The organism is Devosia sp. 67-54 (assembly GCF_001899075.1).
In the GTDB taxonomy this organism is placed as follows: domain Bacteria; phylum Pseudomonadota; class Alphaproteobacteria; order Rhizobiales; family Devosiaceae; genus Devosia_A.
Genome location: NZ_MKVA01000008.1, coordinates 314,687 through 329,771, shown reverse-complemented (window position 1 = coordinate 329,771; position 15,085 = coordinate 314,687). Strand labels below are relative to the sequence as shown.

The following is a 15,085-nucleotide window of genomic DNA, read 5'->3' as shown; positions in this document are numbered from 1 at the left end:
ATCCGGGCCGGTTCTGCCGGGAACCATGGGTGAGCCAATCCTGCACCCAGGGTCCGGGGATCGCTCCGAGGGTGTTGCCATCCGAGGGGCTTGGAGCTGTGGGGCCAACTCGGCAAGACCCCGCACCTCGACGCGGTCCCTGCGCGCCGCAGTCAAGAGGCTGGTCGAAGGCAGGACCTGGTCGCAAACCCCGGTCGCGTGGCGAGGCTCCGGTCTCACTACACGCCGTCTACCGGCTCCGGGAGCGGAGCCTCGCCATGCCGCATGTCACAGGCGGCGCTGCTCTTTGACATCGCCGGTCGGGCCGGTGGAGGTGTCCGCTCGCCCACAATTCTGACGCTGCGGCTAGAACAGGTCGACGTCGCCGTTCGAGGGCGTGGCGGCGACGCCGTGCAGCGCCGGCACGCGCAATTCGTCGAGCACCAGATTGGCCCAGATCTCGTCGTAGTCGGAATCCGGCGCGGTCGGCGGCAGCAGGGCGAACTGGCGCACGGCAAGAGCCATGTTCTGGCAGCGCTGCTCGATGCGGTCCTGGCCCTGCAGGGCGCTGACGATCATGGCCACCGCTTCCTTCTTGGAGGCTTCGCAGCTCAACGACGGGTCGGCGAGAATCTCGAGGGCGTAGGTGATGCCATCCACCATCGCGGCCGTCTGGCGCGCGGTTTCGTCGAGTTCTCGTGCAAGCTTCTGCAGCGACATGGAAGGGCCAACCCCTGGACGTTCACATGATATACCCGCACAAGTCTAAAGCTCTTATTGCCGGCATACGCGATGAATAATGGTTGCCGAAACTGGTTAGAAGTTCACTAAGGACTCCTCCCCTATCCTGATGACAACCTTGTCAGGAACGACACAGAAAACATGATGCAGGCCCGCGCCAGCGCACCCGCGTTCGACCGCGGCGTCGTGACCACGATTCACCAGGGCGACTGCCTCGTGGGCGGCGAAGCGGACCTGACCTTCTCGACCATCCTGGGCTCGTGCGTCGCCGCCTGCATCCGCGACATCGAGGCGCGCGTCGGCGGCATGAACCATTTCCTCCTGGCCGAGCCCTCGGGCAGCGCCCGCGACCGCTACGGCGCTTCGGCGCGCTACGGCGCCTTCGCCATGGAGCAGCTGATCAACAAGGTGCTGACGCGCGGCAGCGGCCGCAAGGCCAATCTCGAGATCAAGATCTTCGGCGGCGGGCTGATCAATTCGGCGCTGACCGATGTGGGGGCCAAGAACATCGAATTCGTGCGCGAATTCCTCGGCAATGAAGGCTATGTCATCGCCAGCGAGGACGTGGGCGGCAGCTTCGCCCGCCGAGTGATGTTTAAGCCGCATTCGGGGCGGGCCTTCGTCAAGCGGCTCGACTCGGTGGCCGCCTCGAGCGTGGCGCGCGAGGAACTGTCGATCGTGGGCCGGCGCATGGCGCAGGCGTTCGCGCCGCGGCAGCCGGCCAATGACGACATCGAGCTGTTCTGAGACGGTGGAAAACCCGACATCCTGACCGAAATCTTACCGGCCGCCGCCGGCATATAGGTTTGGTTAACCATTCGGATTTTAGGGTCGGACTGCCCGTTTCACCCCGACTGTCCGGATGCGCCGCACCAGGGTTGCGTTGATCGTCGATCTCGTCTGGCTCGCGGCCTTCGCCGCCGGGACGAGTGCAGTCGCGCTGCTCGGGGCCGGCTGGCTTGGCTATGGTCTCTGCGCCCTGTTCGCGCTCCTCGCCATCGGCGCGAGCCTGATGTTTGCGGCGCAGGCGGAAAAGACCGTACAGCGCAAGCTCGCCCAACTCGGCCAGGCGGTGGGCGCCGCCAGCGGCCGCGATTTGCGCGACGGGGTCAGCGTCGAGGCCATCGTCGCCAATCTCGCCGGGCGGCTCGAGCGGGCGACGCAGTTCAAGGCGGCGTTCTCGGGGCTGTCGCAACCGGCGCTGGTGGCCGGGGCCGATGGCGAGATCGTGGGCGTGAGCCGCGGCCTCACCGCGCTGGAGCCGCGGGCGGTCGAGGGGGCGCGGCTCGACGTGCTGCTCGGGCCCGGCTACGCCGCCGCCGGCTTCGCCGAGGAAGAGCTGGTCAATCTGGCGGGGGTCCGCCACACCGCCCGCCACCGTGCCGCCGGCGCCGGGCGCAGCGTCATCGAGTTCGTGCCGGCCGGCGCCTACATCGCCGACGACGATCTCGACGCCTTCGCCGCGGCGCTTGCCGGCGGGCAGACGAGCTTCCGCTTCGATGCCAGGGCGCTGCAGGCGTCGCCGGCGCTGCGGGCGCTGGGCGAGGGGCTCGAGAGCCTCGATCTCGGCATGGCGGCGCTGAACCGCGTGCTGGCCGGCGAGCCGCTGACGCCGGAGATGCGGCGGGCCAATGCCGGCATCGCGCCGCAGGTGCGCGACCTCGCCGATCTCGTGGCGGCGCTGACCGACGAGCGCGACGAGCATTTCGAGGTGCGCGCGGCGCTGGAGCGCAAATGCGAGGCGGTGCTCAACGCCATCGACAAATACCGCCTCGCGGTGGTGTCGATGTCCGAGGCCGCCGAGGGCACGCGCACCGGCGTCGCCGTTGCGGGCGACGCCGTGCAGCGCGGGCGCGACCACACCAGGATGGCGCGGGCGCTGGAGCGGCAGGTGCGCGACATCGTCGGCGAGGCGGCGGTGGCGGCCGAGCGCAGTACGCAGGCGGTCAACGGCGTCGACGGCACCACGGCCGAGATCGACAAGCTGGTGGCAGCCATCGAGGATGTGAGCTTCCGCACCAACCTCCTCGCCCTCAACGCCGCCGTCGAGGCGGCGCGGGCGGGCGAAAAGGGCGCAGGCTTCGCCGTCGTCGCCGACGAGGTGCGCATGCTGGCGCAATCGACGCAGAAGACGGCGCGCGACATCCGCGGCCTGGTCGGGACCAGCCGCGGCCAGGCCGGCGCCGGCGTGGCGGAGGCCGAGGCGCTCAGGAATATTCTGGGCGGCCTCGCCGGACATTTAGAGAATCTAAGCAATGAGACCGACATGATCGCCGGCGCCCTCGACGAGGGCAGCGGGGCAATCAGCCGGCTCGGAACGCAAATCACCTCGCTCGAGGACGAGGCGTCGCGAGCCCTGACCCTGCCGGCGCGCCGGCAGCAGAGGGCGGTGAACGGGGGATGATGGAGCAAAGCGAATTTGCCCTCAGCGAGCGCGAATTCACGCGCATTCGCGAGCGGCTCTACGACGTTGCCGGCATCTCGCTGTCGGACGCCAAGCGCACGCTGGTCATCGCCCGGCTGAGCCGCATCCTGCGCACGCGGCAATTGCCGTCGTTCGACGCCTATCTCGACTTCCTCGAGACCGAGGGGAGCGCCGACGACGCGCAGGATTTCGTCAACGCGCTGACCACCAATCTCACGCGCTTCTGGCGCGAAGAGCACCATTTCGAGCATCTCGTCGGCTATGTCGGCGAGCTGATGAAGACGCGGCTGTCGCAATCGCAGAAGCGGCTGCGCATCTGGTCGGCGGGCTGCTCGACCGGGCAGGAACCCTACACCATCGCGCTGTCGCTGCTGGCGGCCCATCCGGACCTCAGGCGCTGGGACTTCAAGATCCTCGCCACCGACATCGACACCAACGTCATCGCCAAGGCGGCCACCGCCGTCTATCCCGACAGCGAGCTCAACGGCCTGTCGCTGGAGCGGGCGCGGCTGTTCGAGCGTACCGGCGACGGGCGCGTGCGGATTCCGCAACCGGTGGCGTCGCTGGTGTCGTTCAAGCCGCTGAACTTGATGGCGGCGTGGCCGATGAAGGGGCCGTTCGATGCCATCTTCTGCCGCAACGTCGCGATCTATTTCGACAAGGCGACGCAGGGCGAGATGTTCGGCCGGCTGGGCCGCATCCTGGCGCCGGGCGGCTTCCTCTATATCGGGCATTCGGAAAATCTGGGGGCCGGCGGCGCAGGATTCCGCCTCGTCGGCAAGACCATCTACCAGTCCCGCCTGGAGCGGGCGAAGGACGCGGCATGAGCATTCGGGTACTGATCGTCGACGATTCTGCCCTGATCCGGGAAGTGCTGAGCCGGACGCTCGGACGCGACGGCGACATCAGCGTGGTCGGCACCGCCGAGGACCCCATCGATGCACGCGCCAAGATCAAGGCGCTGAATCCGGACGTGGTGACGCTCGACATCGAAATGCCCAACATGAACGGGCTGGCGTTCCTCGACAAATTGATGCGCCTGCATCCGCTGCCGGTGGTGATGGTCTCGACCCTCACCACCAAGGGCGCGAGCGAAACGCTGCTGGCGCTGGAGCTCGGCGCCGTCGACTTCGTCGCCAAGCCCTCGACCGATCTCGCCGGCGGGCTCGAGGCGTTCGGCGCCAATCTGCGCGAGAAGGTGCGCGCCGCCGCGACTTCCGACGTGCGGGCCCAGGCGATGAAGCCGGCCGCCTCCACCAAGCTGCGCACCGCGGCGGCGCCCGCCGGGGCGCTGATCGCCATCGGGGCGTCCACCGGCGGCGTCGAGGCGATCCGCGTGGTGCTGGGCGACATGCCGGCCGATTGCCCGCCGATCGTCATCGCGCAGCACATGCCGGCCGGCTTCACCACGCGCTTTGCCGCCCGCCTCGACGAGCTCAGCGACGTGCGGGTGGTCGAGGCCGAAGACCGCATGCCGCTCGAGCCCGGCAGGGCGTACGTCGCCCGCGGCGACTGGCATCTGCGGGTGGAGCGCAGTTCCGGCCAGCTCAAATGCCGGCTGGGGCAGGACGAGCTGACCTCGGGACACCGGCCCAGCGTCGACGTGCTGTTCGAATCCGTCGCCCATACGGTGGGCGCGCTGGCGGTTGGCGCCATCCTCACCGGCATGGGCCGCGACGGGGCGCGGGGCCTCAAGCTGATGCGCGAGGCGGGCGCCTATACGGTGGGCCAGTCGCAGGCCTCGGCGCTGGTCTATGGCATGCCGCGCGTCGCCTTCGAGGAGGGCGCGGTGGCCGAGCAGGCGCCGATCGACATGATCGCCGGCCGGCTCGCGGCGGCCCTCAACAGGTTGAAGTCTGCGGCATAAGGCCAAGGTCGCAATTGAAGAAATGGTAACGCTTTTTGCCTAGCGTCGGCGGCGAGTGTCGAGTTTCCGGTTTTCCGGCACCATAAGGTAGTGCGTGATGCCCAAGGCCAGTGATGTCAGCGTTCTGATCGTGGATGACCAGCAGTCGATGCGCGGCATCTGCAAGTACATCCTGACGCAACTGGGCTTCAAGGACATCATCGAGGCCAAGAGCGGCCGCGATGCCCTGGGCAAGCTCGAAAAGTCCAACGTCCAGCTGATCATTTCGGACTGGAACATGGAGGACATCGACGGGCTGACGCTGCTGCGGGTCATCCGCAAGCACCCCAAGACCGCCAGCATGCCGTTCATCATGGCCACCGGCCGCTCCGACAAGGAGCAGGTCAAGGAGGCCATCTCGTTCGGCGTCAACAACTACATCATCAAGCCGTTCGACGCCGGCACGATGAAGAAGCGCATCGAAGCGGTCATCGGCGCGCTCACCTGACGTCCGGCGCCGCCGGTTCGTACGCAAGCTCCCGTAAGGACTTGTTCATCCGCCGCTGCCTATAGTTTCACCCGCATTCACCATGGCCTTATTGGGGGAGAGGTCAGGGCGGGCCCGCTGGCGGCTGCCTGTGCTCCCCAAGACAACGGAGCATCCGCCCATGTCCCTCACCTTGCCGAAGTTCCAGATCGCCCAGAAACTGCCGCTCGCGCTGATCGGTTCGGCATTGGTGGTCGGGCTCGGCATCGGCGCTGCGGCATACATGATCGGGCTGCAGACGGTCGAGCAGCAGCGGGCGCGCAGCTTCGATGCGTCGGTCGAGTCGGCGGCGGACCAGGTCGGCTCCTACTTCAAGGACATCGCGGTCGATCTCACGATGTTCGCGGCGCGCGGCGATACGGCGACGCAGATCGACAACATGACGCGCTCCTATGTCGAGGCGGACGTGCAGGGCAAAGGCTCCGACGTGCTGCAGATGGCCTACATCAAGAACAACCCGAACCCGCAATGGGAGCGGGCGAAGGTCGATGGCGTCGGGGCGATCGGCGGCACCTATGACAGCCAGCACAAGCGCTTCCATCCGACCTGGCACAACCTGCTCGAGCAGAAGGGCTACGAGGACGTCCTGCTGTTCAATGCCGACGGCATCCTCGTCTATTCGGTGCAGAAGAACGCCGATTTCGCCACCAGTTTCGCCAAGGGCAGCGGCAACCCGCTGTCGGAAGGCCCGGTGGGCGCGCTGCTGCGCCAGGCGGCCGGGCTGCAGGAGGGCGAGGTGGCGTTCGCCGATTTCAGCTTCTACGAGCCGGCCGGCCGGCCGGAGAGCTTCATGGCGACGCCGGTCTACAAGGGCAAGACCGTCGACGGCGTGCTGATGTTCGAGATCTCGGCCACCGGCATCTCGTCCAAGATGCATTCGATCCGCGGCCTCGGCCAGTCGGGCGAGGCGATCATCGTCGGCGCCGACGGGCTGATGCGCACGCAGTCGAGCTTTTCGAGCGACCCCAACGTGCTGATCACGCCGGTGCGCAGCGACATCGTCAAGGCGGCGATCGCCGGGCAGGCGGTCGACGGCGTCATTGCCGATTTCCGCGGCCAGCCGATGATCGCCAAAGCGGCGCCGTTCGCCTTCCAGGGCACCAAATGGGCCGTGGTCGCCATGCAGTCGGAAGCCGAGCTGTTCGCGCCGGTGGTGTCGATGCGCAACTGGATGCTGCTGGTGGGCGGCGCGCTGCTGCTGGTCGCGGCGGCAGGCGGCCTGCTGTTCTCGCGCTCGGTGACCAAGCCCATCACCCGGCTGACCGGAACGATGAAGGCGCTGGCGGACGGGCAGCTCGATGTCGAGGTGAAGGGCGCGACGCGTTCCGACGAAATCGGCGAGATGGCGCGCACGGTCGAGGTGTTCCGCGAGAACGCGCTCAAGATCAACAACATGACCGACGAGGAGCGGGCGGCCTCCGAGCGCCGCCGTATCGAGCGCACCACCATGATGCAGGCGCTGCAGCAGGCCTTCGGGCAGGTGGTCGACGCCGCCGTCGCCGGCGATTTCTCCAAGCGCGTCGAGGCCGAGTTTCCCGACCGCGAGCTCAACGTCATCGCCGCCTCGATCAACAATCTGGTGGAGACCGTGGATCGCGGCCTCGGCGAGACCGGGCGGGTGCTGTCGGCGCTGGCCAATACCGACCTCACGCACCGCGTCGAGGGCGACTACCAGGGCGCCTTTGCGCAGCTCAAGGCCGACACCAATGCGGTGGCCGAAAAGCTCGGCGAGATCGTCGGGCGGTTGCGGGAAACCTCGCGGACGCTGAAGACGGCGACCAGCGAAATCCTGTCGGGCGCCAACGACCTTTCCGAGCGCACCACCAAGCAGGCGGCGACCATCGAGGAAACCTCGGCGGCGATGGAGCAACTGGCCAGCACCGTGCTGCAGAACGCGCAGCGGGCCAAGGATGCGAGCGTGGTCGCGGCGTCGGTGACGCGGACGGCCGAGGAGGGCGGCGAGGTCATGCTCAAGGCCACCGACGCCATGGAGCGGATCACCGCCTCGTCGGGCAAGATCTCCAACATCATCGGGCTGATCGACGACATCGCGTTCCAGACCAATTTGCTGGCGCTCAACGCCTCGGTCGAGGCGGCGCGCGCCGGCGAGGCCGGCAAGGGCTTTGCCGTCGTCGCCGTGGAAGTGCGGCGGCTGGCGCAATCGGCGGCGCAGGCCTCGAGCGAGGTGAAGGGGCTGATCGAGCAGTCCGGCGCCGAGGTCAAGACCGGCTCCAAGCTGGTCACCGAAGCGGCGAGCAAGCTCGAGGCGATGCTGGCGGCCGCCCGTTCCTCCAACGGGCTGATGGATTCGATCGCCAGGGAGAGCCAGGAGCAGGCCGCCTCGATCGAGGAGGTCAACGCCGCAGTGCGCACCATGGACGAGATGACCCAGCACAATGCGGCGCTGGTCGAAGAGACCAATGCCTCCATCGAGCGCACCGAGGAGCAGGCGACCGAGCTCGACCGCATCGTCGAGGTCTTCACCATCGCCAGCCCGGATGCGCCGTCGCGCAGCTCCCGGCCGGCCCCGGCGCCGGCATTCTCGCGCGGCATCAAGGGCCTGCAGGAGCGGGTCAGGACCGCCGCCAAATCCTACCTGGCGCACGGCAACGCCGCGGTCGACAAGGACTGGGAAGAATTTTGAGGCGGAAAGCCTGACAGCTCCTGGCACGACGATGTGCGATAGAGCTTCGCATGTCCCGCTTCGACCGCGACCTCGATGACCTGCTGGCCCGCCGTCCGCCCGGCGTTGCGACAATGTCGCGCGCGCTGATCGCGACGCTGCGCGACATCCGGCCCGACCTCGACGCGACCGTGCGGCTGGGCTGGGGCTCGGTCAACTTCACCCATCCCCGGCTCGGCTATCTCTGCTGCGTTTATCCCGGCAAGGAGCACGCCGCGCTGGTGTTCGCCGACGGGCGGCTGCTCGACCATCCGCGGCTGGTCGACGACGACAAGGTCAAGCGCGTGCGCTGGATCCCCTTCGCGCCGGGCGAGGCCATTCCGGTCGACGACATCGCCATCCTGCTCGCCGAGGCCATTGCACTTCGCAGCTAAGCGGCTATCAAGAGCCGTTCCGCTCGGAGGACTGCATGGCCCGGATCGGCCTCGTGGCGCATGACGACAAGAAGGACGAACTGGTCGCCTGGGCGCTCAAGCATCGCGAGCGGCTGGCGCAGCACGAGCTGTGGGGCACCGGCACCACTGGCGGGCGGGTGATCGAGGGCACGGGCCTCAGCGTCACCCGGCTGCTCAGCGGTCCGCTCGGGGGCGACGCGCAATTGGGGGCGATGATCGCCGAAGGCCGGCTGGACGCGCTGATCTTCTTCCAGGACCCGCTGACGGCGCTGCCGCACGATGTCGACGTCAAGGCGCTGACGCGGCTGGCGACGCTCTACAACATCCCCTTTGCGGTCAACCACGCCACCGCCGACGCGGTGCTGGCGACGTTCTAACTCGCGATGACGTGCTGCTTTGACCGGGTGGTCAACATTGACCCGACCGGCCCCATATGTGCTAAGTGCGCCCGACGGGCGGGGAGGCCCGCAGTGCAGGCGGGGGCCGGGTGAGCATCGACGCAGTTATCGACGTCCAGAACGTCAGCAAGAGCTTTGGCGGCCTGAGGGCAGTGCACGAGTGTTCGCTGCAGGTGAAGCGCGGCTCGATCACCGGGCTGATCGGCCCGAACGGCGCGGGCAAGTCGACGCTGTTCAACCTCGTCGCCGGCAATATCGTCCCCGACAGCGGCCGGATCGTGTTCGACGGCCAGGACATCACCGGCCTGCCGCCCTACGAGCTGTTCGGCCGCGGCATGCTGCGCACCTTCCAGATCGCGCATGAATTCTCCAACATGACGGCGCTGGAGAATCTGATGGTGGTGCCGGGCGATCAGGTGGGCGAGAGCGTGCTCAAGACCTGGCTGATGCCCGGGGCGGTGCGTTCGCGCGAACGCGAGGTGCGCGAGAAGGCCAACGACGTCATCGACTTCCTCAAGCTCGCCCACGTCAAGAACGAGCTCGCCGGCAATCTTTCGGGCGGCCAGAAGAAGCTCCTGGAGCTCGGCCGCACCATGATGGTCGACGCCAAGGTGGTGCTGCTCGACGAGGTGGCCGCCGGCGTCAATCGCACGTTATTGCAGGATCTGGCGGCCAATATCGAGCGCATGAACCAGGAGCTGGGCTACACCTTTTTCGTCATCGAGCACGACATGGATCTGATCGGCCGCCTGTGCGATCCGGTGATCGTGATGGCGCAGGGCGAAAAGATCGCCGAGGGCCCGATGCGCGAAATCCGCGCCAATCCGCAGATCATCGAAGCCTATTTCGGCGCCCCGGTCGAGGCCGCCTGATGCCGCTGATCGAAGTCAAGAACGTCGTCGGCGGCTATGGTGGTGCGCCCATCCTCAACGGCGTCAACATCGCCATCGAGCAGAGCGACATCGGCGTCATCGTCGGCCCCAACGGCGCCGGCAAGTCGACGACGCTGAAGGCCATCTTCGGGCTGCTGAAGGTGACGTCGGGGTCGATCACCTTCGAGGGCCACGACATCGCCAACGCGCTGCCCGACCGGCTGGTGCCGCTGGGGCTCAGCTTCGTGCCGCAGGAAAAGAACGTCTTCACCTCGATGAGCGTCGAGGAAAACCTCGAGATGGGCGCCTTCACCCGGCGCGACGACATTTCGGGCACGCGCGACGAAATCTACGCCATGTTCCCGGTGCTCAAGGAGAAGCGCCGGCAGCCGGCGGGCGAACTCTCGGGCGGCCAGCGGCAGATGGTGGCGATGGGCCGGGCGCTGATGAGCAAGCCCAAGCTGCTGCTGCTCGACGAGCCGTCGGCCGGCCTCAGTCCGCGCTATGTGCTCGAAATCTTCGAGCACATCGTCACCGTCAACAAGGCGGGCGTCGCCATCCTGATGGTCGAGCAGAACGCGCGGCAGGCGCTGGCCTTCGCCTCGCGCGGGTTCGTTCTGGCGCAGGGCGCCAACCGCTTCACCGGAACCGGGCCCGAGCTCATCGCCGATCCCGAAGTCGCCAGAAGTTTTCTCGGGGGTTAGGCGATGGACGTGCTCGTCTTCTTCATCAACAAGGTCCTCGTCGCCGGCACGGTGCTCGGCTCGATCTATGCGCTCGGGGCGATCGGCGCGACGCTGATCTTCGGCATCCTGCGCTTTGCGCATTTCGCGCATGGCGACATGATGACCATGGGGGCCTTCTTCGCCTTCCTCATCGCGCTCGTCTTCTATCATTACGGCATCTACCTGCCGGTGCCGATGGGCTTCGTGGTGATGCCGCTGGCCATGCTGCTGACCATCGCGGTGGCGCTCGGCATCGACAAGACCGTCTATGCGCCGCTCCGGCGCCGCGGCGCGCGGCCGGTGACGCTGCTGATCGCCTCGATCGGCGTCACGCTGATGCTGCAGGGGCTGATCCGGCTGTTCTTCGGCACCGGCCAGTACAGCTTCTTCGACTATGGCGAGACCAAATCGATCTTCCGCATCGACATGAGCTGGGCCGGGGCGCGGCCGATCACCTTCACGCAGCCGCAGGTGCTGATGGTGATCGTCACCGTGGTGCTGGTGCTGATCCTCAACTTCTTCCTCACCGGCACGCGCCTGGGCAAGGCGATGCGGGCCATGGCCGACAATGCCGACCTGGCGCAGGTCTCGGGCATCAACACGCAATTGGTAGTGCGGCTGACCTGGGTCATCGCCGCGGCGCTCGCCTGCGCCGCCGGCACCATGCTGTCGCTCGACGTGTCGCTGAAGCCGGACCTCGCCTTCAACATCATCCTGCCGATCTTCGCGGCGGCGATCGTGGGTGGGCTCGGGCAGGTGTACGGCGCCATCGCCGGCGGCTTCCTGCTGGGCTTTGCCGAAACGCTCGGCGTCTTCAACTGGTCGACCATCCTGCGGCCGCTGGCCGGCGTGCTGCCGGACTGGATCGTCATTCCGCCCGATCTCAGCCTCGTGCCCACCGAATACAAGCTGACGGTGTCGTTCGTGATCCTGGTGATCACCCTGCTGTGGCGCCCGACGGGGATCTTCAAGGGGGCCTCGACATGAACAGCGTCTCGCGGGCGGCGCTGCTCTATCTGGGGCTGGCCGTCTTCATCGTGCTGGTCGGGCTGTGGCAGGGACCGGCCAACATCTCGCTGCTGCTGCTGCAATCCACCGCCTTCGCGCTGGTGGCGCTCGGGCTCAACGTGCAGTTCGGCTATGGCGGGCTGTTCAATTTCGGCATCCTCGGCTTCGTGATGATCGGCGGCTTCGCCGTCACCTTCGTCTCCTATCCGGTCAGCAAGACGTTCTGGACCGGCGAGGGGCCGATCTGGCTGCTGCGTGCGCTGGTGGCGTTCGCGGCCGGGTTCGCGCTGGTGTGGGGCGCCCGGCGGCTGCCGCTCAAGGGCGGCTGGAAGGCGGCGCTGATGGTGCTGTGCTACTTCATCGCCTATGTCGTCTATCGCAGCCAGATCGATCCGGCGGCGAACTACATCGAAAAGCATGACGGCTTCATCGGCGGCCTTGGCCTGCATCCGGTGCTCGGCTGGATTTTCGGCGGCATCCTCGCCGGCGGCGTCGCCTGGATCATCGGCAAGATCGCGCTCGGGCTGCGGTCGGACTATCTCGCCATCGCCACCATCGGCATCTCCGAAATCATCCGGGCGCTGATCAAGAACGCCGACTGGCTGACGCGCGGCACGCTCACCGTGTCGCCGATCCCCTGGCCGGTGCCGACGCCGGGCGACTATCAGGATCACGGCGTCGCGCCGGCGGTGTCCTTCATCTATGCGCGCGGCGGCTATCTGGCGCTGGCGCTGGTCGTCGTCGCCATCGTGATGTTCCTCATCCAGCGCGCCTATGGCGGGCCGTGGGGGCGGATGATGCGGGCGATCCGCGACAACTTCATTGCCGCCAATTCGATGGGCAAGAACGTCACCGCACGGCAGCTGGAGCTGTTCGTGCTTGGCGCGGTGCTGATGGGCATCGGCGGGGCGATGCTGGTGTCGATGCTGCAGATCTTCGATCCGGGCTCGTACCAGCCGATCAACCACACCTTCCTGTTCTGGGTTATGGTGATCGTGGGCGGCGCCGGCAACAATTGGGGCGCGCTGCTCGGCGCGATGCTGATCTATCTGGTCTATACGCTGTCGGGGCCACTCAGCCAGGCACTATTCTACGCCATTTCCGGCTGGACCACGCAGCTCGGCTGGGGCGCCATCCCCGACATCGATTCACGGTCGCTGCAGATGCGCGTGTTCGTGCTCGGCGTGGTGATCGTCCTGGCGCTGCGCTACGCCCCCAAGGGCCTGATCCCCGAAGTGGTGCGGCGCGAGCGGTAGGGCGCCTCACGCCGCGGCATTCACGGCGTATTGCGCCGCAAAGGCGCGCCGGTAGGCGGGGCGGGCTTCGGCGCGGGCGACGTAGGCGGCAAGGCTGGGGTGTTTGGCCAGCATGCCGGACGGCGCGAGGCGCTGCAGCACATGCACCATCATCAGATCGCCGGCGCTGAAGTTTCCGTCCAGCCACTCGGCCTCGCCGAGCCGGGCCGACAGGTCGCGGAGCCGGACATGCACGCGCTCCTCGAGCATCGGCATGCGCTCGGCGGCCCAGCTCTGCGGGCTCTCGAACAGCCAGGCGCTGGCAAATTCCAGGATCGGCGGCTCCACGGTGCTGACCGCGGCGAACATCCAGGCGATGGCGCGCGCCCGGGCATCGGCGTCGGCCGGCAGCAGGCCGGCATGCCGCCCGGCGATGTGAAAGATGATGGCGCCGCTTTCGAACAGCACCAGGCCACCGTCCTCATAGGTCGGGATCTGGCCGAAGGGATTGCGCCCCCGGTGGGCTGGCTGCTTCATCGCCGCAAAGGACACGTAGCGGACCTCGTAGGGCTGGCCGACCTCCTCGAGCGCCCAGCGCACGCGCATGTCGCGGGCCAGGCCCTTGCCGCCATCGGGCGAACGTTCAAAAGCGGTGATGGTCGGGGTCATGCTGCTGCTCCGTGATGGGTGTTGCATCTAATCGACGGAGCCGAGCGGCTTTCGACAGCCGGTCGCGATTTTTCTGCCGGGCGGCAACGAAAAGGCCCGGGATCGCTCCCGGGCCTCGTCAACTCAGCGATGCCAGCCGATCACTTGACCGGGCCGACTTCGACGAACTTGCCGTCCTGCACGTCGACCTCGACGATGATGCCGTCGACGTCGCCGGCCTTGTCGAACTCGGCCGGGCCCGAGGCGCCCTCATAGTCGATGTCCTTGCCGGCCTTGATCAGCTCGACGGCCTTCTTCCACTCGCCGGGCAGGATCTTCTCGCCCGGGGCGGTGGCGACGTCGCGCAGCGCCTGGCTCAGGCCGGCGCGGTCGGCCTTGCCGTTCTTCTCGATCGCGAGGGCGAGCAGGAAGGCGGCGTCGTAGGCCTGCGGCACGTAGGTGTCGTACTGGCCCTTGTCGTTCTTGAGCGCGGCTTCGTTCTTGTCGAAGGCCGCAGCGCCGTCGCCGGTGTAAGCGCCGGCGCGGGTGGCGAACAGGTGGCCGTTGACGGCCGCCGGGTCGATGCCCTTGAGCAGGTCGTCGCCGATCACGCCGTCGACGCCGATATAGGTGGTGAAGTCACCGGCCTCGACCGCCTGCTGCAGGATGGTGTGGGCGGAGCCCGACGCATAGGCGATGATCACCAGGTTCTTGTCGCCGCCGGCGGCCAGCTGGCCGAGCTCGGCGCGATAGTCGGCCTTGCCGTCTTCATGCGACACGTCGGCGGAGATGGTGCCGCCTTCCTTGGTGTAGGTCGCCTTGAACACGTCGGCGAGGCCCTTGCCGTAGTCGTTGTTCACATAGGTGAGCGCCACCGACTTGATGCCCTTCTGGATGAGCAGGTCGGCGAGCTTGACGCCCTGGAACGCATCCGACGGGGCGGTGCGGAAGACGAGGTCCTTGTCGTCGAGGGTGGTCAGCGCCGGCGCGGTGGCGGACGGCGAGATCATGACGACGCCGCCGGGGATGCCCGCGGCGGTCGCGGCGCCGATGGTGGCGCCGGTGCAGAAGGCGCCGACGATGCCGACGACCTGGTCGGTGTTGACGAGCTTGTCGGCGGCCGGGCCGGCCACGGACGGGTCGCAGGCGCTGTCGCCGGTGACCACGACCAGCTTGCCGTCGAGGATGCCGCCCTGGGCATTGACGTCGCTGAAGGCCTGCTGGGCCGCCTTGACGATCGGGCCGGCCAGGGCTTCGATCGGTCCGGTGATGTCGCCGAGAATACCGACCTTGACGTCGGCGGCCAGCGCGGGGGTCGCCGCCAGGATGGCAGCAGCGGCCGCGAGACCGACGAATTTGTTCACATTGATCATGATGTCCCTCTGCAATGGTTGCCCCGCTCGGCGGCCGTTTCGGACCTTGTTCAACCGGCGCAACATCTTATGGGAGCCCCTTACGACGCTCCGCTGCGGCCGATATTGCACAAATCGTAATCGCGAGTCACCCGGATTTGATCGGGCGGTCAAGGCGTTCGCGCGGTTGCGTAAACGGCGGCGAAGCGCTTACGCTCGCCCCGGTTTTTG

15 protein-coding genes are annotated in these 15,085 nt (G+C 67.3%); 12 read left to right on the top strand and 3 right to left on the bottom strand.

The genetic code is table 11. From position 1 onward, the window contains the following. Nucleotides 1–345: 345 nt before the first annotated feature. Complete coding sequence (locus tag BGO82_RS14890) at nucleotides 346–699, bottom strand: hypothetical protein (RefSeq protein ID WP_291306393.1); 354 nt, start codon at nucleotides 697–699, stop codon at nucleotides 346–348. 162 nt (nucleotides 700–861) lie between these two features. Here BGO82_RS14890 and BGO82_RS14885 point away from each other — a divergent pair, with 162 nt between their 5' ends. From BGO82_RS14885 to BGO82_RS14830, 12 genes are all read left to right on the top strand, one after another. Beyond that, nucleotides 862–1,467, top strand: a complete 606-nt coding sequence (locus BGO82_RS14885; RefSeq protein ID WP_291306392.1) for a hypothetical protein — start codon at nucleotides 862–864, stop codon at nucleotides 1,465–1,467. A gap of 115 nt (nucleotides 1,468–1,582) precedes the next feature. Further along, nucleotides 1,583–3,124: a methyl-accepting chemotaxis protein gene (locus BGO82_RS14880; protein WP_291306391.1), complete on the top strand. Its 1,542-nt coding sequence runs from the start codon at nucleotides 1,583–1,585 to the stop codon at nucleotides 3,122–3,124. Then, nucleotides 3,121–3,972, top strand: coding sequence for a CheR family methyltransferase (locus BGO82_RS14875; RefSeq protein WP_291306390.1), 852 nt, complete (start codon nucleotides 3,121–3,123; stop codon nucleotides 3,970–3,972). The genes BGO82_RS14880 and BGO82_RS14875 overlap by 4 nt, the downstream gene beginning before the upstream one ends. Then, nucleotides 3,969–5,012, top strand: a complete 1,044-nt coding sequence (locus BGO82_RS14870; protein ID WP_291306389.1) for a chemotaxis response regulator protein-glutamate methylesterase — start codon at nucleotides 3,969–3,971, stop codon at nucleotides 5,010–5,012. Before BGO82_RS14875 ends, BGO82_RS14870 begins: the two co-directional genes overlap by 4 nt. Nucleotides 5,013–5,109: 97 nt before the next feature. Beyond that, on the top strand, nucleotides 5,110–5,499 hold the full coding sequence (locus tag BGO82_RS14865; RefSeq protein ID WP_291306388.1) for a response regulator: 390 nt from the start codon (nucleotides 5,110–5,112) through the stop codon (nucleotides 5,497–5,499). A 160-nt stretch (nucleotides 5,500–5,659) separates the two neighbouring features. Further along, nucleotides 5,660–8,182, top strand: a complete 2,523-nt coding sequence (locus BGO82_RS14860; RefSeq protein ID WP_291306387.1) for a methyl-accepting chemotaxis protein — start codon at nucleotides 5,660–5,662, stop codon at nucleotides 8,180–8,182. Between the two features lie 50 nt (nucleotides 8,183–8,232). Further along, entirely contained in the window at nucleotides 8,233–8,595 is a 363-nt protein-coding gene (locus tag BGO82_RS14855) for a DUF1801 domain-containing protein (RefSeq protein WP_291306386.1), read from the top strand. A gap of 35 nt (nucleotides 8,596–8,630) precedes the next feature. Beyond that, nucleotides 8,631–8,993 carry a methylglyoxal synthase gene (locus BGO82_RS14850; RefSeq protein ID WP_291306385.1) on the top strand — a complete coding sequence of 121 codons (363 nt, stop codon included), beginning with the start codon at nucleotides 8,631–8,633 and terminating at the stop codon, nucleotides 8,991–8,993. 110 nt (nucleotides 8,994–9,103) lie between these two features. Continuing rightward, a complete protein-coding gene (locus BGO82_RS14845) occupies nucleotides 9,104–9,886 on the top strand; it encodes an ABC transporter ATP-binding protein (protein ID WP_291306384.1) in 783 nt (260 codons plus the stop codon). Next, nucleotides 9,886–10,590, top strand: a complete 705-nt coding sequence (locus BGO82_RS14840) for an ABC transporter ATP-binding protein (RefSeq protein ID WP_291306383.1) — start codon at nucleotides 9,886–9,888, stop codon at nucleotides 10,588–10,590. Before BGO82_RS14845 ends, BGO82_RS14840 begins: the two co-directional genes overlap by 1 nt. Nucleotides 10,591–10,593: 3 nt before the next feature. Next, the gene (locus tag BGO82_RS14835) at nucleotides 10,594–11,598 is read left to right on the top strand and encodes a branched-chain amino acid ABC transporter permease (RefSeq protein ID WP_291306382.1); all 1,005 of its coding nucleotides are present in this window, start codon (nucleotides 10,594–10,596) and stop codon (nucleotides 11,596–11,598) included. Then, the gene (locus BGO82_RS14830) at nucleotides 11,595–12,875 is read left to right on the top strand and encodes a branched-chain amino acid ABC transporter permease (RefSeq protein WP_291306381.1); all 1,281 of its coding nucleotides are present in this window, start codon (nucleotides 11,595–11,597) and stop codon (nucleotides 12,873–12,875) included. The genes BGO82_RS14835 and BGO82_RS14830 overlap by 4 nt, the downstream gene beginning before the upstream one ends. 6 nt (nucleotides 12,876–12,881) lie before the next feature. On the opposite strand, the gene BGO82_RS14825 is transcribed toward BGO82_RS14830, so the two are convergent. After that, complete coding sequence (locus tag BGO82_RS14825) at nucleotides 12,882–13,523, bottom strand: glutathione S-transferase family protein (protein ID WP_291306380.1); 642 nt, start codon at nucleotides 13,521–13,523, stop codon at nucleotides 12,882–12,884. 140 nt (nucleotides 13,524–13,663) lie between these two features. After that, the gene (locus tag BGO82_RS14820; RefSeq protein WP_291306379.1) at nucleotides 13,664–14,875 is read right to left on the bottom strand and encodes an ABC transporter substrate-binding protein; all 1,212 of its coding nucleotides are present in this window, start codon (nucleotides 14,873–14,875) and stop codon (nucleotides 13,664–13,666) included. Nucleotides 14,876–15,085: the final 210 nt, after the last annotated feature.